Source organism: Pseudomonas sp. Eth.TT006, from assembly GCF_054456575.1.
This window is the reverse complement of record NZ_JBTJEN010000002.1, coordinates 571,719-589,889: the sequence shown is the minus strand read 5'-3', so window position 1 is coordinate 589,889 and position 18,171 is coordinate 571,719. Positions and strand designations below refer to the sequence as shown.

At 61.2% G+C, this 18,171-nt stretch carries 17 protein-coding genes; 10 read left to right on the top strand and 7 right to left on the bottom strand.

All coding sequences use genetic code 11. The annotated features are described in order from the left end of the window. Positions 1-9 precede the first annotated feature (9 nt). The 4 genes from bufB to ACXR0M_RS05900 all read left to right on the top strand — a co-directional run bounded on the left by bufB (position 10) and on the right by ACXR0M_RS05900 (position 4,438). On the top strand, positions 10-897 hold the full coding sequence (gene bufB / locus ACXR0M_RS05915) for an MNIO family bufferin maturase (RefSeq protein WP_458830780.1): 888 nt from the start codon (positions 10-12) through the stop codon (positions 895-897). Next, positions 894-1,652 (top strand): HvfC/BufC N-terminal domain-containing protein, encoded by a 759-nt coding sequence (locus tag ACXR0M_RS05910; protein ID WP_458830778.1) that lies wholly within the window; start codon positions 894-896, stop codon positions 1,650-1,652. The genes bufB and ACXR0M_RS05910 overlap by 4 nt, the downstream gene beginning before the upstream one ends. Then, a complete protein-coding gene (locus tag ACXR0M_RS05905) occupies positions 1,649-2,119 on the top strand; it encodes a DoxX family protein (RefSeq protein ID WP_458830776.1) in 471 nt (156 codons plus the stop codon). The genes ACXR0M_RS05910 and ACXR0M_RS05905 overlap by 4 nt, the downstream gene beginning before the upstream one ends. A gap of 111 nt (positions 2,120-2,230) precedes the next feature. After that, positions 2,231-4,438 (top strand): RCC1 domain-containing protein, encoded by a 2,208-nt coding sequence (locus tag ACXR0M_RS05900; RefSeq protein WP_458830775.1) that lies wholly within the window; start codon positions 2,231-2,233, stop codon positions 4,436-4,438. A 16-nt stretch (positions 4,439-4,454) separates the two neighbouring features. Here ACXR0M_RS05900 and ACXR0M_RS05895 read toward each other — a convergent pair whose 3' ends face one another. Continuing rightward, complete coding sequence (locus tag ACXR0M_RS05895; protein ID WP_458830773.1) at positions 4,455-5,363, bottom strand: LysR family transcriptional regulator; 909 nt, start codon at positions 5,361-5,363, stop codon at positions 4,455-4,457. Positions 5,364-5,466: 103 nt separating this feature from the next. Between ACXR0M_RS05895 and ACXR0M_RS05890 the strand changes: the two genes are divergently transcribed. The 3 genes from ACXR0M_RS05890 to ACXR0M_RS05880 all read left to right on the top strand — a co-directional run bounded on the left by ACXR0M_RS05890 (position 5,467) and on the right by ACXR0M_RS05880 (position 8,557). Then, positions 5,467-6,066: a short chain dehydrogenase gene (locus tag ACXR0M_RS05890; RefSeq protein ID WP_458830772.1), complete on the top strand. Its 600-nt coding sequence runs from the start codon at positions 5,467-5,469 to the stop codon at positions 6,064-6,066. A 126-nt stretch (positions 6,067-6,192) separates the two neighbouring features. Next, entirely contained in the window at positions 6,193-6,846 is a 654-nt protein-coding gene (locus tag ACXR0M_RS05885; protein WP_458830771.1) for a COG3650 family protein, read from the top strand. A gap of 97 nt (positions 6,847-6,943) precedes the next feature. After that, complete coding sequence (locus ACXR0M_RS05880) at positions 6,944-8,557, top strand: NAD(P)/FAD-dependent oxidoreductase (RefSeq protein WP_458830769.1); 1,614 nt, start codon at positions 6,944-6,946, stop codon at positions 8,555-8,557. A 135-nt stretch (positions 8,558-8,692) separates the two neighbouring features. Here ACXR0M_RS05880 and ACXR0M_RS05875 read toward each other — a convergent pair whose 3' ends face one another. After that, positions 8,693-9,787, bottom strand: a complete 1,095-nt coding sequence (locus ACXR0M_RS05875; RefSeq protein WP_458830767.1) for a PLP-dependent cysteine synthase family protein — start codon at positions 9,785-9,787, stop codon at positions 8,693-8,695. 299 nt (positions 9,788-10,086) lie between these two features. Here ACXR0M_RS05875 and ACXR0M_RS05870 point away from each other — a divergent pair, with 299 nt between their 5' ends. Together ACXR0M_RS05870 and ACXR0M_RS05865 are read left to right on the top strand one after the other, a co-directional pair. Continuing rightward, complete coding sequence (locus ACXR0M_RS05870) at positions 10,087-11,307, top strand: S-type pyocin domain-containing protein (RefSeq protein WP_458830765.1); 1,221 nt, start codon at positions 10,087-10,089, stop codon at positions 11,305-11,307. A 7-nt stretch (positions 11,308-11,314) separates the two neighbouring features. Continuing rightward, the gene (locus ACXR0M_RS05865) at positions 11,315-11,569 is read left to right on the top strand and encodes a colicin E3-like toxin immunity protein (RefSeq protein WP_458830763.1); all 255 of its coding nucleotides are present in this window, start codon (positions 11,315-11,317) and stop codon (positions 11,567-11,569) included. A 63-nt stretch (positions 11,570-11,632) separates the two neighbouring features. Here ACXR0M_RS05865 and ACXR0M_RS05860 read toward each other — a convergent pair whose 3' ends face one another. Beyond that, complete coding sequence (locus ACXR0M_RS05860; protein ID WP_007969461.1) at positions 11,633-12,097, bottom strand: outer membrane lipoprotein; 465 nt, start codon at positions 12,095-12,097, stop codon at positions 11,633-11,635. 164 nt (positions 12,098-12,261) lie between these two features. Here ACXR0M_RS05860 and ACXR0M_RS05855 point away from each other — a divergent pair, with 164 nt between their 5' ends. Then, complete coding sequence (locus ACXR0M_RS05855) at positions 12,262-12,498, top strand: hypothetical protein (RefSeq protein WP_458830761.1); 237 nt, start codon at positions 12,262-12,264, stop codon at positions 12,496-12,498. A 5-nt stretch (positions 12,499-12,503) separates the two neighbouring features. Here ACXR0M_RS05855 and pdxH read toward each other — a convergent pair whose 3' ends face one another. From pdxH to ACXR0M_RS05835, 4 genes are all read right to left on the bottom strand, one after another. Continuing rightward, positions 12,504-13,151 carry a pyridoxamine 5'-phosphate oxidase gene (gene pdxH / locus ACXR0M_RS05850; RefSeq protein ID WP_458830759.1) on the bottom strand — a complete coding sequence of 216 codons (648 nt, stop codon included), beginning with the start codon at positions 13,149-13,151 and terminating at the stop codon, positions 12,504-12,506. A gap of 24 nt (positions 13,152-13,175) precedes the next feature. Next, positions 13,176-14,312, bottom strand: coding sequence for an OmpA family protein (locus ACXR0M_RS05845; RefSeq protein WP_458830757.1), 1,137 nt, complete (start codon positions 14,310-14,312; stop codon positions 13,176-13,178). 113 nt (positions 14,313-14,425) lie between these two features. Beyond that, positions 14,426-15,571, bottom strand: a complete 1,146-nt coding sequence (locus ACXR0M_RS05840) for a serine hydrolase domain-containing protein (protein ID WP_458830755.1) — start codon at positions 15,569-15,571, stop codon at positions 14,426-14,428. Positions 15,572-15,784: 213 nt separating this feature from the next. Beyond that, on the bottom strand, positions 15,785-18,139 hold the full coding sequence (locus ACXR0M_RS05835; protein WP_458830753.1) for a beta-galactosidase: 2,355 nt from the start codon (positions 18,137-18,139) through the stop codon (positions 15,785-15,787). Between the last annotated feature and the right edge of the window lie 32 nt (positions 18,140-18,171).

Sequence of the window (18,171 nt, the reverse complement as noted above, 5' to 3'; positions counted from 1 at the left end):
GTGACGATCATGTTCAGCCACGACACACCTGCCCTCCCCGGCACTCAGGCAGCCCGCCCCGGACTCCCGCGCCGTGCCGGGCTGGGGCTCAAGACCGGGCACTTCGCTGAAGTGCTCGGTTCATTACCCGACCTCGGTTTCTTCGAAGTCCACGCCGAAAACTACATGGTCGACGGCGGTCCGTTTCATCACTTTCTCGGGTTGATCCGCGAGCAATATCCGCTGTCGCTGCACGGGGTCGGACTGTCCATCGGCGCCGAAGGGCCGCTGGACGATCAGCACCTGCAACGTCTGAAAGCGCTGATCGAGCGCTATCAACCCCAATCGTTTTCCGAACATCTGGCCTGGTCAAGCCACGGCCCGGTGTTTCTCAACGACCTGCTGCCGCTAGCCTATGACACGCCGACCCTGAACCGGGTCTGCGAACACATCGACCAAGTGCAGAACACCCTGAAACGTCCAATGCTGCTGGAGAACCCGGCGACCTATCTGGGGTTCCAGTGTTCGACCATTGATGAACCCGAGTTCATTGCCGAAGTGATCCGGCGCAGCGGCTGCGGTCTGTTGCTCGACGTCAATAATGTCTACGTCTCGTGCATCAATCATCAGCGCGATCCGCTGGCGTATCTCGACGCCCTGCCGCTAAAAGCCGTGAGCGAGATTCATCTGGCCGGGTTCGCCGAGGACAGCGACAGCCTTGGCGACCGTTTGCTGATCGACGATCACGGTGCGCCGATCGACCAGGCGGTCTGGGCCTTGTACCGGCAGGCGCTGCAACGCACCGGCGCGGTGGCGACCCTGATCGAACGCGACAATCAGGTGCCGGCCTTCAATGTGCTGCTGGCCGAGGCGCGGCAGGCTGACGAAATATTGCTCGGCGCGGGAGTCCGCTCATGAGCACCCATTCCGCTTTTGCCGCCGCCCTGCTCGACCCGCAACTACCCTGCCCCGAGGGTATGTGCAGCGCCAACGGCGCCGATCCGGCCAGCCGCTTTTTGGTGTACCGCAACAACGTGCAGGGTTCGCTGATCAATGCGTTGGCGGACAGTTTCCCGGTGGTGCAGCAATTGGTTGGCGAGGATTTCTTCCGCGCCATGGCGGCGGTTTTCCTCCAGCAGCGGCCACCGCACAGCCCGTTGTTGAGTCGCTACGGCGAAGCATTCCCGAACTTTATCGACGCCTTCGAACCGGCCGCGAGCGTGGCGTATCTGGCCGATGTCGGGCGGCTTGAACGCTTGCGCACCCGCGCCTATCACGCCGCCGACGCGCAGCCCGTGCGACCGCAACAGATCAGCGCAGCACTGGCTAATCCCGAGGGGTTGAGCGAACTGCGCTTCACGCTTCATCCATCGCTGCATCTGCTGGATTCGAATCACGCGGTAGTCGCGATCTGGGCCGCGCATCAGCGCGACGCAGCGCTGGCCGGCATTGATGTCAATCAGGCGCAACGCGCCTTGGTACTGCGCAACGGCCTCTACGTAGAAGTGTTTGCGATCGAACCCGGCGCCAGCGTATTTCTGCGCCACCTGCTCGACGACCAGCCGCTATTGGCCGCCGCGCAAAACAGCCCGCCCTTCGACCTCAGCCAGACCCTCGCGCTGCTGATTGCGCACAACGCCATCGTTGACCTGAATTACAAGGAATCGCCATGAACAACCTCATCACCCGCGCCATCGCGCTGCTGGCGCAAATCCCCCATAGCCTGATCGCCTTCATCGCGCGCTTTTCGATTGCCGCGGTGTTCTGGAAGTCCGGGCAGACCAAGGTCGAAGGCCTGGCCATCGACCTGATCGACGGCACCTTTGAACTCGGCTGGCCACACCTGGCGGACTCGACGATTCCGCTGTTCAAAAGCGAGTACCACGTGCCGCTGCTGTCCCCGGAGATAGCCGCGCATCTGGCCGCGTTCGCCGAACACTTCTTCCCGGTGCTGATCCTGATCGGCTTCGCCACCCGCTTCTCCGCGCTGGCGCTGCTGGGCATGACCCTGACCATTCAATTGTTTGTTTACCCGGATGCGTATCCGACTCATGGCACCTGGGCGGCGGTGTTGCTGTACCTGATGGCGACCGGGCCGGGCAGATTGTCGATTGATCATTTGATTGCAAGACATCGATAACGCTGACCACTCGTCGGTTGACGCCTCTGACCTGTCAACTCTGACAGTAGCCAACCCTCGGGATGACAGATTGACTGGTGCCACCAAACCAGATATTTCGAGGACAGAAAAATGAGCATGGAGAACGGTGAATCAGGAGCATTGGTGATCTACCCTCCGAGAAGCCCAAACGCCACAGACCCCATTGTTCCCTATCCGAATCCTGCCCCCGGGGTTCATTACGTGGGCATGCCGCAATCAGCATTCACCGCCCCCCTGACCCGCGACCCAACTCGCCAGAATGCAGCGGTGATCCTGGCCGACCCGATAGCTGGGGAACCTTACGAAACACTGGTCTTGCGACTTAACGACAGGGATATCGTCCGCCAGTTCGTGCCCCCTCAGGATCAGAACAGCATCGTGCAGCTCCATCTGCCACAAGCAGAAGTCGATGAAGGTCTGAGTGTGTTGCAGCTTCGTTACCAACGCGGCAGTGGAAATTTCGAGGACTCCGTGCCGCTTGGGCTTCAGTACCACCGCAACCTGCCGGGCGGCAACAACGTCCCCGGCACCGGTGACCACCCGGCATTGAAAATCGACTGGGCGCCGCAATCAGACGAGCCGCCGCACTTCGGCGCGGACGAGTTTAACAACGGACAAGTTCAGCTTACCCTCGATTACCCGTACAAACGTCCCTATGACACCCTCAAGGTCGAACTCAACAATGTGCCCTTCTATTTTCAGGTGCAGCCCGGTGAAGAACACCGCCCTTACGTCATTGTTGTGTCGCTGCAGATGTACATCGCAGCAGGAAAACCTGCGGCCCTCAATGCCGCTTATACCGTGACCGATCAACTCGGCAATACCACGGACAAGCGACGCTGGTCGAAAAAGGTGTTTGCCACGGTCGATCCGCTGGATGCCGAGCTGCATGTGTTAGGGGCTCGCGTCGCTGCGATTCAATACTGGGCAAACAAAGGCGCATCGCGTTACTTGTCGGCGATAGACCGAAAAACTTTCAGTTCGCTCACTGCACGCTGGCGTTACGAGGGTGACAACGATGATGTTGCAACGGCGCAATTCGATGACATTCATCCCGATCGCTTTTTGCACGTTCGCTACGGTGCTCAAAATGTCACCGTCCGGCCCGCGAACTTCTTCGGTAACGGTTACTGTAATCTCGACAACTACAACGAGCCTCACTCTGCTTTCGCAGCCCTGAATGATGATGGAACGATCACCTCTTGGGGAGTGCAGACCAATGGCGGCAGTCCCGTTAGCGTCTCTGGCGTCAAAACAGTCGCCTGGTCGCTGGCAGCATTCGCAGCACTGAAAAATGATGGCTCTGTGGTCGCCTGGGGTGATCCCAGATATGGCGGCCAAGTCCCGGCGAATATCGCCGGGCTCAGAGACATCAAACAATTGTTCACAGGAGGACGAGCCATTGCTGCATTGAGAAACGATAACTCTGTGGTCGCTTGGGGCGAAGCGGCCAATGGAGGAACCGTTCCTGCGGCCATCGGGGCGCTCAAAAACATCCGTGCTGTCTACGGAAGCGCTACAGCCTTCGTGGCTCACCTCACGGACGGTTCAGTCAGGGCTTGGGGTGACGCGGTGCGCGGTGGAGTATTGCCCGCGTCCATCGCAAATCTGAGAAATATCGTAGAGGTGGTGAACAATCATGACGCCTTCGCCGCTCGACTGAGCGATGATTCCGTGGTGGCGTGGGGTTTCCCTGGATCCGGTGGAACGGTGCCGCAGCGGATAGACAACGTATCCCGAATTGTCAGCGCCGGATACGCTTTCGCGGCCCACCTGGAAAGTGGCCATGTGAGGACATGGGGCAAATCGAATTGGGGAGGAACCGCGCCCGCTGCGATTCTGGCACTGGACAACATCGTAGATATCGTCGGTGCCGGTTATGCATTCGCAGCCATTCTGAGTGACCGGCGAGTCGTCGCCTGGGGTGATCCCGATCAGGGCGGCGTCGTGCCAACAAAGATTGCGGCGCTGCGCAATATCGTGCAACTGGCCGCCACCAATGGTGCTTACGCGGCGCTTTGTGCCGACGGCAGTTTGGTCACATGGGGGAATGCAGTCTGGGGTGGAGACAGCAGCCAGGTCACCAAACGCCTGAAAAATGTCGTTGCCATCTACAGTAATTCGGAAGCTTTTGTTGCCCTTACTGCCACCGGCAACGTGATCACCTGCGGCCTGCGCGGATCGGGAGGCTTTGATTCCGCAGCCGAGTACGAACTGATGGAAGAGATTTCCTATCTGTCCTCGATGACCTCACAATATGTCAGAAGTGAAACGCCGAAGGGTGGCGTCAGTGGATGAAGGAGTTTGCTGACTATCACAGCCGATCCAGCGCCTCGCCACTGCGCTTGAACCAGCCGATCAGATAATCCGCCAGCACCTGCGTGCGCTTCGGTAAACCGCCCTGATATGGGTGCACGAGGTACATCGGCATGCGCCGGGTCTGATAATCACGCAGCAGCCAACGCAAACGGCCGTCAGCCAGTTCGCTCTGCAACAGGTACGACGGCAGACGGGCGATGCCGGCGCCAGACAGCGCGGCTTTCTTCAGCAGGTTGTAATGATTACTGGCGAACGGGCCGGACACCCGCACCCTGAGCAGTTCATGCTGTTGGTGATACAACCATTCTTCGCGACCGCTGTAATGGCTGTTGAGCAGGCAGCGGTGTTCACCCAGCTCCGCTGGGGTTAGCGGCTCGCCAAACTGTTCAAGATAGGCCGGGCTGGCGCAAGTCATTTCCTGCCAGGCCAGCAGAGGCTTGGCCACCAGCCGTTGGTCATTGGCCACCTCGCTGCGAATCGCCAGATCGAAGCCATCCCGGGACAGGTCGCGATACTGATTGTTCAGCTCCAGCTCGATCTGCACCGCGGGATATTGTTGCGAAAACTCCAGCAGCAAGCCGTCGAAGAAGGTTTCCCCCAGCGACACCGGCACGGTCATGCGCACCGGCCCGGCCATGTCGTCCTTCAAACGGGCCAGCGCCTGCCGTGCCCGCTCTACCTGAACCACCAGCGCCTGGGCCTGCGGCAACAACGCGGCGCCCGCCGCCGTCAGGCTCAAACGGCGCGTGGTGCGTTGCAGCAAGACCACGGAAAACTGCGCTTCCAACTGACTGATGCGCTTGGACAACTGACCCTTGCTGCAGCCCAATTGCTGGGCTGCGAGAGTGAAACTGCCCGCTTCGATCAGTATCGCGAACGCCGCCAGGTCATCCATTTCGCTCATGGATTGTTTCCTTTTGAAAACCAAAGGTTGCCTATTAGCGCGCTTATCCGCAGAAAAAACCACTCTAGACTGAAACCTCATTCAAACCATTGAGGAACAGCCCATGAAGATTCTGTTGATCGGCGCCGCCGGCACCATCGGTTCGGCCGTGGACAAGGAACTGAGCCAGCGTCACGAAGTGATCCGTATCGGCCGCAGCAGCGGCGACTTCAAAGTCGACATCAGCGACAGCGCCTCGATTCGTCGCCTGTTCGAGCAAACCGGCAAGTTCGACGCACTGGTCTGCGCGGCCGGTAATGTGACCTTCGCTCCACTGGGCGAGATGAACGCCGATAGCTTTGCGCTGGGCCTGCAAGACAAGCTGATGGGCCAGGTCAACCTGCTGCTGATCGGCCGCGAATTCGCCAACGACGGCGCCTCGTTCACCTTCACCAGCGGCGTGCTCAGCCACGATCCGATCCGCTCTGGCGCCTCGGCGGCGCTGGTCAATGGCGCACTGGATAGCTTCGTCAAAGCCGCCGCCATCGAACTGCCGCGCGGTCTGCGGGTGAACTCGATCAGCCCGACGGTGCTGGTGGAAGCGATGGGCAGCTACGCTCCGTATTTCCGTGGTTACAAGCCGGTTGCGGCGGCGGATGTGGCGTTGGCCTACGCGAAAAGTGTCGAAGGCCTGCAAACCGGGCAGACCTTTCACGTCGGTTAAGAGCGAAAGATCGCAGCCTTCGGCAGCTCCTACACAGGAATGTGCCTTTCCATGCAGGAGCTGCCGATGTTTTGCATTTGATTGTCAGCCTGCGTAACGTGACGGCACTTGTCTGGAGAGCCGAAGATGCGTGTTGCCCGTTCGTTGATCGTTATTGCCCTGCTGCCGTTGTTCGCCGCCTGCCAATTGCTCGATGGTCCGCGCCAAAGTGCCTCCCACGTTGGCCAGACCCGGATGCAGGGGCAGTTGACCGCAGCCGACGGCAAACTGGTGTTTCAGGCGTGTGGCGAACAGCGGCAGTACGCGATCAACGACATCGGCGGCACCAGCGTGCTGCAAGAGGCCGCGACCCTCGCCGATCAGCAGGGCAAGCTGTTTGCCGATGTGCGCGGGAAAATCGCCGGTGACCGCCTCGACCTCGCCCAGTTGTATCGCGTCGAGCGCTCCGGTACCGCGTGCGATGACCCGAACTTCAAACTGCTGATCCTGCGCGCCGCTGGCCACACGCCGGAGTGGAACGTCAAAGTCAGCGGCAAGGGCATGGTCATCGAACGTGAAGGCCAACCGGCGCTGGCGGTGCCGTATGTCGAAGAACAACTGGGCGACGGTCGCTTCAACCTGAGCAGCGAAGCCGACAACCAGCGCATCGAATTGTGGGTCGCACCGCAACGCTGTGTCGACAGCAACAGCGCCAGCGTGCAGCACATGAGCGCCGAACTGCGCATCGACGGCAAGGTGCAGCGCGGCTGCGGGTATTTCGGCGGATCGCGCAACGACTGAGCGTTTTAGCCTCACCGGATCCGGTCTTTGCGGCTTATAATCGCCGCCTTCAAACGCCCTGGCGCAGTTGTGCGCCCCGCGAACCCGGATCCTCGCCATGTTACGAATCACCGAACTCAAGCTGCCAATCGACCATCCCGAAGAAGACCTGCGCGCCGCCATCGTGCAGCGTCTGGGCATCGCCAGCGATGACCTGCTCGATTTCACCTTGTTCAAGCGCAGCTATGACGCGCGCAAAAAGTCCTCCGAACTGTGCTTCATCTACACCATCGACCTCAGCGTGCGCGACGAGGCCAAGGTGCTGGGCAAGTTCGCCGACGACCGTAACGTCAACGTGGCGCCGGATGTCAGCTACAAATTCGTCGGTCAGGCGCCGAGCGACCTGAGCCAACGCCCGATCGTGGTCGGTTTCGGCCCGTGCGGAATCTTCGCCGGCCTGCTGCTGGCGCAGATGGGCTTCAAGCCGATCATCCTCGAGCGCGGCACCGAAGTCCGTCAGCGCACCAAGGACACCTGGGGCCTGTGGCGTAAAAGCGTGCTCAACCCCGAGTCCAACGTGCAGTTCGGCGAAGGCGGCGCGGGGACGTTCTCCGACGGCAAGCTGTACAGCCAGATCAAGGATCCGAAGTTCCTTGGGCGCAAAGTCCTGCACGAGTTCGTCAAGGCCGGCGCGCCGGAAGAAATTCTCTACGTCAGCAAGCCGCACATCGGTACGTTCCGCCTGACCGGCATGGTCGAGACCATGCGTGAAGAAATCCGCGCCCTCGGCGGTGAAGTGCGTTTCCAGGAGCGCGTCAGCGATGTGCTGATCGACGACGGGCAACTGGTCGGCGTACAGCTGGCCAGCGGCGAAACCCTGCATTCGAAACACGTGGTCCTGGCCCTCGGCCACAGCGCCCGCGACACTTTCCGCATGCTTCACAGCCGTGGCGTGTTCATGGAAGCCAAGCCGTTCTCGGTGGGTTTCCGCATCGAACACCCGCAGTCGCTGATCGACCGCGCGCGTCTGGGCAAATACGCCGGCCACCCGAAACTGGGCGCCGCCGACTACAAACTGGTGCACCACGCCAAAAACGGTCGCTCGGTCTACAGCTTCTGCATGTGCCCGGGCGGCACCGTGGTGGCGGCGACTTCCGAGCCGAACCGCGTGGTCACCAACGGCATGAGCCAGTACTCGCGTAACGAGCGCAACGCCAACTCCGGGATCGTCGTCGGCATCACTCCGGAAGTCGATTACCCGGGCGGCCCGCTGGCCGGTATCGAGTTGCAGGAGCGCCTGGAATCCCACGCGTTCATCCTCGGTGGCAGCGACTACAAGGCCCCGGCGCAACTGGTCGGCGACTTTATCAACGACATTCCTTCGGCCGAGTTGGGCGAAGTCGAACCATCGTACAAACCGGGCGTGGCCCTGGGCGACCTGAGCCTGGCCCTGCCGGACTTCGCCATCGAAGCGATCCGCGAAGCACTGCCGGCCTTCGAGAAGCAGATTCGCGGCTACTCGCTGCACGACGCGGTGTTGACCGGCATCGAAACCCGCACCTCATCGCCGCTGCGCATCACGCGTAACGAATCGCTGCAGAGCCTGAACGTCAAAGGCCTGTTCCCGGCCGGCGAAGGCGCGGGTTATGCGGGCGGGATCCTGTCGGCCGGTGTCGACGGGATTCGTATTGCCGAGGCCGTGGCGCGGGATATTCTCGGTCTGGAAGCTTGATCGGTTAAAACTGCAGCAACACAAAACCTGTGGGAGCGGGCTTGCTCGCGAATGCGTTGTGTCAGTCGACGGCAATGTTGACTGAACCGGCGCATTCGCGAGCAAGCCCGCTCCCACAGTGTTTTTTGTGTTTCTTCAAATGTTGGCGCGTAAAACGCTGGTCGGCAGCGCCTCACCACGCTCGGCACTCGCCGCCACTGCCGCGATCAATCCCTCCAGCTCATACCCCTGAGCCTTCAGCCAATCCTGATCGTAATAAGTGTCGGCATAGCGCTCGCCGCCATCGCACAGGATCGCCACGATCGACCCCGACTCCCCCGCCGCTTGCATCTGCTGCGCCGCCATCAATGCGCCAATCAGGTTGGTGCCGCTCGACCCGCCGACATGCCGCCCGAGGCGCTGCGCCAGATAGTGCATGGCCGCCAGCGACAAGGCGTCCGGCACCTTGACCATCGCATCGATCACCTGGGGCAGGAACGACGCTTCCACCCGCGGCCGGCCAATGCCTTCGATGCGCGAACCGCAGTCCAGACGCAGACTGGCATCGCCGGTCTGGTAGTAATCGAAGAACACCGAACGCTCGGCATCGGCGCACAACACCCGAGTGCAATGCTGGCGATAGCGCACGTAACGACCGAGAGTCGCCGTGGTGCCGCCGGTGCCCGGACTGGAAATCAGCCAGCTCGGCTCCGGGTGTTTTTCGAAACGCATCTGCTGAAAGATCGACTCGGCGATGTTGTTGTTCGCCCGCCAGTCGGTGGCCCGCTCGGCGTAGGTGAACTGGTCGATGAAGTGGCCACCATGCTCGCGGGCCAAACGCTCGGATTCGGCATAAATCTGCGTCGGATCCTTCACCAGATGGCTTTGCCCGCCGTAGAAGGCGATCTGCGCGATCTTCTCCTTGGAGGTGGTTGCCGGCATCACCGCAATGAACGGCAGGCCGAGCATCCGCGCGAAATACGCCTCGGAAATCGCCGTCGAACCGCTGGACGCCTCGATCACCGGCGCGCCGGGTTTGAGCCAGCCGTTGCACAACGCGTACAGAAACAGCGACCGCGCCAGCCGATGCTTGAGGCTGCCGGTGGGATGACTGGACTCATCCTTGAAATACAACTCGATGCCCGCAAAACCCGGCAGCGGCAAGGGGATCAGGTGGGTGTCGGCGCTGCGCTGGAAGTCCGCTTCGATGATACGGATCGCTTCGCGGGCCCACTGTCGATTGTCGCTCATGGTCATGCTCTCGTTGAATCGGGCAGGAATCGCCTCGTTACAGGCGCAGCCACCCAGCATAGGAAAAATCCTGCTGGGCTCACAGATACAGCTGGGGCTCAATATATCGGCCAACTGCTTGGCTGTGGGTGAGTGTCCTCCATCTTCAGAAGCAACCATCACGCCGCGCTGCCGTTTCTTATCAATAGCGAACAATCCCCAGGACATTACAGACGCGTCCTACAGCCAGCCTTTGCCCGCATCGTTAACGTCGCATAGCCCTTTCGAAGGGTGTCGATGGATCAACGAAAGGACGCGCTGTGGCTCGCAACAAGGACATTCCCCGGGTAAACAACCCACCGGCGGGTGACGGCCATCACGTCACCTACCGCTACATGACGGCCACTGAGCTGGCCGAACGCGAAGCCAGACAGAACGCCTACGACGCCATGCTGGCGCGGCAGGAAGCCTTCGAGCGCAGCCGCGAAGTAGCGGCCAGAAAGCCAGAGCCAGTGCGCGCCGGGTGCGTATTCGCCAAGTCCTGCAAATTGCCGGACGCGATCATCGACTATTCCAATCCTGCGGGGATGGTGCCGACCGACAGCCTGAAAGATTACGGCGAGCTGATCCTGCTTGGCGCACGTGAAAGCGATGGCAACGGCGCCGTTGCGCTGAAGAAAGTCAGCGCTACGGCAATCCCCGCCGGGCTGGGCAGCTTCGCCCTGGCCGGCGCCGCGTTCGACGCCCTGCCCGCCATCGCTGCCGGAACGGCCACCGCCACCCTCGCCGGACTGGTGGCGCTGCTGATGCCCTCCAGCCTCGGCGACAGCGCCCTCTACAGCGACGAACAACTGCGCAGCCTGAAACAGGCCCGCACCCGCGTTCGCCTGCATATCGAACAACAGACCGACGGCAGCCTGCGGGGCTACGGCTTCTATACCGGCAGCAATCGCGACTGGGAAATGGTCGACGTCGTGCAGTTCAGCGCACGCGGCGAGCGCTTCGTCGCCGACCTGGGTGAAGGAATCGAACTGCTCTGGACGCCCGCCGTGGACGGCGCCGACATCCTCGGCATTCCGGCGCTGGAGGCAGCACCGCAAGCGCCGCATATCTGGGTGTATCCGCCGACGAAAGCAGCGAACGGGATTCTGGTGAACCCGGTTTATCCGCCGGAGTATCGAGATTTCATATTGGTGTTTCCGGCGGATTCGGGGGTTAAGCCGCTTTATATTGTCCTGAATGTACGCGGCCATGGGACAGCCAAGGCTGGTCACACCTACCACCCAGCCCCTGAGACAGACGAAATCACCGCATTTCCAGGATTGAGGAGAGCGAAAAAGAAAACCCCGTTCTCTGGTGGTCTCCGGGATCGATGGATAGACGCAAAAGGGAGGACGATATATGAATGGGACTTTCTTCACGGCGAGCTTGAGGTCTATCGAGCGAGTGACGGTAATCATTTGGGTTCGTATGACCATAGAACCGGCAAGCAATTAGATCCCCCTAAAGGGAAAAAGCGAAGCATCAAAAGGTACTTGTGAGGGATTTATGGGATTGAAAGCCAGACTCGAATGGTATGACAAGGAAACCGAACTGGGCGTAGGAGAGGAATTAACGAAAGATTTCGGTGACGACGGCTCTGTAATCGAATCACTCGGCATGTCAATTGAAAACAATATAAACAACGGCGGATTCGATTTGCTCTCGCACTGGGTGAGTATTCTTCAACCGCACTTTAAGCACGTCATTGATTCATCGTCTTATGACTACCAGATCGCATTCGTCTATCGCGATCACTGGTAAACACCAAACAAAAAACCCCGACCAGTCACCTGATCGGGGTTTTCTTTTACCGCTCGTTTCCGCTTAGTGCGAAACGCGGCTGGTGCCACCGACGGTGGAGATGCGTACGCGCTCACCAACACGGAACACTTCGTTTTCCTGAACCTGTTGCACGTAGGCGCGCATGCTGCCGTCATCTTCGCGCACCGTAATTTCCACGCCCTGGGTGCGGGTCAGGCCTTCTTCGGTGGCCGAACCGATCAGGCCGCCGGCCACGGCGCCGATCACTGCTGCGACGATGCTGCCTTTGCCGCCACCGATGGCGCTGCCGCCGACACCGCCGACCACTGCACCTGCAGCGCCGCCGATCGGGGTTTTGGTGCCTTCGATTTTCACCGGACGCAGGGATTCGATGGTACCCATGCGAATCGTCTGCACACGACGCGCTTCGTCACGGGAATAGGAGTCACCGGTCAGGCTCGACTGGCAGCCGGTCAGCAACATCGCCATCGTGGAAAAGGAAGCAACCAGCAGAACAGACTTACGCATAGCATCAACTCCAAAAGAACATGTGTTCATTAAACCCCGCTGTTTGACGCCTGTCACGACACAGCCTGGATAAACTTGATTTGATTCAGGCCCGGTACAGGCCCTGTAGACCGGCCAACAATAGCGCCAAATTGCCCGACCTGCCCGGCACCTCAAGGATTTTCATGGATTACCTGATCATTTTCGTCACCACCGTTGCCGGTCTGTACTTCCACGGATGGCTGTACATGCGGATCAGACGCTGGGCGGATCGTGATCTGGCGCTGTCCCTGGCCGGCAAGGATGAGGGCAAACGCGCCTTCATGCTCGAACAACTGGCCCAGGCCCGAAAACTGAAGATCAAGCGTCGGGATTTGCCGAAGTGGCTTGAGGCCACTGCGGCAGGCTATCACGCTCGGTAGACTGCTCAAGGCGCCAGACGTTCAAGAATCCAGTTGGCGCCCTGCAAACGGTAGTTCAGACGATCGTGCAGACGGCTTGGACGCCCCTGCCAGAACTCGATGCGCTCAGGCAACAGGCGGTAGCCACCCCAGTGCGCCGGGCAGCCGGGCTGGGTGTCGCTGAAACGCTGTTCGGTGGCCTTGAGCAAATCCTCCAGCTCACCACGCCCGTTGATCACCCGGCTCTGCGGTGAGGCCCAGGCCCCGAGCCGGCTGCCCAGCGGTCGCACCTGATAATACGCATCGGATTCTGCCGGCGTGACTTTCACCACACGCCCTTCGATGCGCACCTGACGTTCCAGGCTCGGCCAGAAGAAGGTCATGGCGGCAAACGGATTGGCCGCCAGTTGCTGACCCTTGGCGCTGTCGTAGTTGGTGAAGAAGGTGAAGCCCTGCTCGTCCAGGCCCTTGAGCAGCAGAATGCGGCAGTGCGGTCGACCGTCCGCATCGACCGTGGCCAGGGTCATGGCGTTGGCTTCCACCGGTGCCTGTTCGGTTTTCACCGCGTCGGCAAACCACTGGTGGAACAGCGCAAAGGGTTCGCCCGGGGCTTGCGCCTCGGTCAGACCATCCCGGGTGTAATCACGACGCATATCTGCCAGAGCCTGGGTCATGGCGCATTCCTTTTCGTTAGCGGATCACTGCTTGGAAGTATCGGTAGTGGCGACTTTCTTGTCTGCCGTTGCCGCTTTGGCTGGAGCGGTTTTCTTCGCCGGGGCTTTTGCCGGAGCCTTGCTCGCCGCTTTCTTCGCAGGCGCTTTGGCAGCGGCTTTCTTCGCTGGCGCCTTTTTGCTTGCCGGTACGGCAGCCTTGGTGGCAGCCGGTGCCGGGGTGACCGGTTTGGCCGCAGGCTTGACGTCCTGGGCGGCGATCATCGTGGTCGGGGCCGGTGCTGGCATGTTGTATTTGCTCAACAGGGCAACCATGGTGTTCTGCGGGGTTACCAGCAGTTCGACACGACGGTTCAGCGCACGACCTTCAGCGCTGTCGTTGGCCGCACGCGGGGCATCGCCACCCATGCCGCGCAACATCAGGCGATCACGCTGCAAGCCGCTCAGGCGGAAAATCGCCGCAACGGACTGGGCGCGCTCCTGGCTGAGTTTGACGTTGGCCGGTGCTGCACCGCTGTTGTCGCTATGACCGAGCACCAGCACGGCGGTTTTCGGATCCGCTTCGAGGATTTTCGCCACGTTGGTGAACGGGCTGAGAGTCACTGGCAGCAGCATGGCCGGCCGCTTCGGGTTGAACGAGCCGTCCACCGGCGCGATGACCACCAGCACGTTGTCACGGCGTTCGAGTTGCAGGTTGCTGTCCTTGATCGCCGTACGCAGGCGCGGTTCGTAGTCATCCAGCCAGGCCTGGGTGACTTTCGGATCAGGCATCGGCACCGCTTTGGCAGTCGGCTGGTCCTTGCCGCCGAACGGCCACCACCACTTGGTACCGGTGTCGGCATCGGCCTTGGCCACAGCAGCCGGCTTGGCTTCAGGTTTGACTTCAGGCTTCACGTCAGCCTTCGCTGCGGCATCATCGGAGCCGCCAAACGGCCAGTACCAGTGGCTGCTGCTCTCAGTCTTGGCCACTGGTGCAGTGGCAGCAGGCTTGAGCGGCGCTGCAGCCGGTGCTGTAGCAGGCGCTGCGGCCGGCGGGTTGGCCGCGACTTTGTCGGAAGATCCGAACGGCCACCAGCTGCCGCCGTCCGCATCGTTTTTAGGAGTCTGTGCACAACCGGTGATCGCAACGCACAGGGCCAGGGCGAGAGTTTTTTTGGATGACATTGAAAATCCACAAAGTGAAGTAATGAAAGATCAGAGCTCTTTTGCCCGGATAAACAGACGCTTTGAATCGTAAAACCCGTTCTGGTTCCCACCCTGGAACCTCATGTAACGCTTTACAGACAAGTGGCAAGTACCCGCGCCAGTTGCTGCGCGCGCGGATCCATCAGGACGTACGGCCCCAGTGTATTTGTCACAAAACCGAACGCGACATCGTGCTCCGGATCAGCAAAACCCACCGAACCACCCGCCCCCGGATGACCGAACGCACGCGGGCCGAGGCCGAAAGTGGCGTTGGCCATGTCCGGCTGATCGAGCATGCAGCCCAGGCCGAAACGGGTGCGGGTCAGCAGGGTCTTGTCTTCGCCGTAGCTGTGTTCGCGGGTCAGCTCCTGGAGCATGTCGCTTTCCAGCAGGCTGCCATCGAGCAGGCCAGCATAGAAACCGGCCAGACTGCGCGCGTTGCCGTGGCCGTTGGCCGCCGGTTGCTGCATGCGGCGCCACTCCGGTTTGTTGGTGCTGGTGAGCACCGACGGCGGATTTGTGAAGGCGCGGGTGGTCATGGCGGTCGGTTCGCGCAGGGTCACTTGCAGCAGACGCTGGGCGGCAGCGTCGCCGACATTGCCTTTGCCGCGCGCGATGTGCGCCACGCGATAGAACTCTTCGTCAGCCAGGCCGACGTGGAAATCCAGGCCCAGCGGCTTGGCGACGCGCGCGACGATGGATTCGCCCGGCCCGCGACCATCAGCGCGGCGCAGCAATTCGCCGACCAGCCAGCCATAAGTGATGGCCGCGTAGCCGTGACCGCTGCCCGGCGTCCACCACGGTGCTTGCGCCGCAAGAGCGTCGACCATGGTCTGCCATTGGTAAAGCGCTTCCGGCGCCAGCAACTCGCGCAGGGCTGGCAGACCAGCCTGATGGCAGAGCAATTGGCGCAGGGTGACGGATTCTTTGCCGGCCGCGGCGAACTCCGGCCAGTAGCGCGCAACCGGTGCATCCAATTGCAGCTTGCCTTCGGCCACCAGTTGCAGCGCGGTGACCGCCGTGAACGTCTTGGTGCAGGAGAACAGGTTGGCGATGGTGTCGCTGTGCCAGGCTTCGGTGCCGTCCTTGTCGGCGGTACCGGACCAGAGGTCGACGACAGTTTCTCCGCCGACCTTGATGCACAAGGCTGCGCCGCGTTCCTGGGGATCGTCGAACAGTGCCGCGAACGCCTCGCGCACCGCTTCGAATTGAAGCTCGTAATGGCCCTGAATCTGCACCCGCAACTCCCCCGCGAAAACGCTCTACAAAGTGGCCCGCATTGTTCCAGCCCTTGAGGGATTTGGGAACAGCTGCGGGCCGGACGGTTGAATGCTGCAGTGAGGCTACTGGCCCCTTCGCGAGCAAGCCCGCTCCCACATTGGATTGGTGGTGTTCCTCAATCCAATGTGGGAGCGGGCTTGCTCGCGAAGAACGATAACGCGGACTAAAACTTAGTGACCATTCCCCGAATGCCCACCCGCATGTCCGGCGCCGGGGCCTTTACCGGCCTCCGCCTTGCGCCCGCCTTCGGCTTCATGACCGGCGGCCGCTGCGGCTTTTTCCGCCTCTTTGCCCAACTGATCAAGCGCCTGCAGGTTGCTCTTGCGCACCGTCTCGACAAAGCCCTGATACGGCAGATCGGTAACCCCGACCAGACCAAAGTGGCCGTTTTCGCCATCGAGCAGGCGCCCGGTCACCGGCTGATCCAGATACTGGAACCAGTGCACACCGACAATCGACGGTTCGCTCAACGCCTGCTTGAGGAAGTTGGCGTACGCCGGGCCGCGGTCTTCTTCCTTGGCCAGTTGCGTGACACCGCCCCAGAACGGCCCACGGTCCGCCGAGCCGAAATTGAATTCGGTGATCAGCACCGGTTTGTCGAGCGCGCGCAAGGCGGCGAAGTCATAGCCGTCCTGTGGTTTCAGCGTGTACATATTGAAACTCAGCACGTCGCAATACTGCGCGCAGGACGCCACGGCTTCCGGGGTGCTGGTGGCGAAACGGCCGCCGAGCAGCAACTGGTTCGGCGCGTGCCATTTCAGCGAATCGGAGATGGTCTTGAAGTAGGTATCGGCGAACACCTTCTGGAAATATTTGAAATCGTTTTCGATTTCCGGGTGTTCCGGATTCGGCATCGGCGGCACGAACCCCGGGTCTTCCATCAACTCCCACGCCGGCAGATCAATGCCCCATGCCTTCGACAGGCCCGCCTGGTTGCGATACTTGTCGCGCAGTTGCTTGAGAAACGCGCGTTTGGCCGGCACGTCGGTGGTCATTTTCAAGGTGCCGTAGGCCAGGGCGTAGCGCGATTGCGGATCGTCGCCAGGACCGGCCCAGGCCAGTTCATTGTCGGCGTAGTAGCCGATCAGCCATGGATCGTCGCGATGATCGCGGGCAGCAATGGCCACGGCGCGCTCGGTGGCCATGGCGAAACGCGGGTCGAACGGGTCAGGCATGCCGCCCCACCAGTCGCTGCCGGTGCTGATGCTGGTGTAATCACCGACAATCGACAGCGGCAAGGTGTACGGCACCCGCTCGGCGTCGGCCAGCGAATCGGCGCTCCAGTTGCCAACGGTGTTGAAACCCCAGGCCTGCAAGCGATCGAGGGTATGTGTGGTCCACTTCTGCTCGTCGAGCGTGGCTTTGCACGGCGCGGCCGCTGTCGGTTCGGCCGGCGCCTGGGCTTTGGCCGGCACTGCGCAAGGTTCGCCGTACAGGCGTTGCAGGTTGGCCGCGTAGAAATCGTACCAGCGCCCGGCGTTATAGCCACGGCCCTGATCGGCGCCGTTGCCGCCGCGGTTGTCGCCCTCGCCGAAATGACTGGCGAGCGGTTCGTCAGGCTTGGGCAGCGATTCGAACATCCACTCGCGTCCGGCCACGTAAGTCTGATTGACCTGCGGGCTGACGGTATTGACCCCCAGCGAATAGAACGGATGCCCCTCAGGGGTCACCAGGTACCAGCGACCGTCACGTTTTTCCGTGCGGAAAAAGCCGCTGGCCTTGAACGTCGGGCCTTCGCTCCAGCCGCCGAACTTGTCCAGCGAAGACTTTTCGCGCTCGGCCAGCCAGGTTTTCAGCTGTTGCTGTTCCTTGGCGGCAGCGGTTTTCAGTTGTTCATCGCTGCTGACTTTTTCCGGCCATTTGCTGCGGGTCGATTGACCGTAAGCGTCGACGAGATTGCCGTACACCGCGCGGGTCACCGCTTCGCCGTCCTGTACGCCGAAACGTTCGAGCAGCAGGCTCTGCGCCGCTTTCGGCTGATCCATCCACAGACTCACCGACACCACCTGGCTGCGATCCAGTTCACCGCTGCTGCTGGCCAGCAGAATGCGCTGGCCGTCGACGGTCATTGGCATCGGCGGTCCGGCCTTCATGCCCTGGCTCAATGGCGAGGTGGCCACCAGCGGCACCAAAAGGGTTTGCGCAGGACCGGCCGGCAGGTCGACGCGGCTGGTCAGGGTCTGGCCGTTATTGCTCTGGATTTGCACGTAAACCGTGACGGCCCAGTTCATCGCGCTTTGCAGACGCAGGCTCATCATGTCCGACTGCGACCAGTCCCAGGCACCGGTCTGCGGGGTCAGGCGCAGGGTCGGGCGGGCCACCGGGTTGAAGGTCACCCGGCGCAGCACTTCGCCTTCCGGGGTTTGCTCGGCGTTGGCTTGCGGCAGGTCAGTGTTGTCGGTGACGACTTTCACCACGTCGGCCGGGCGAACGAAATTGAACAGGGTCTGCTGCCCGGCAGGCGCCGCCAGCAACGGGGCGGCGAAGATCAAGGCAAACACGGCAGGCAACGAGCGGCGAATCATAAGAACGGAGTTCTCCCTAACGACCAAAGGGC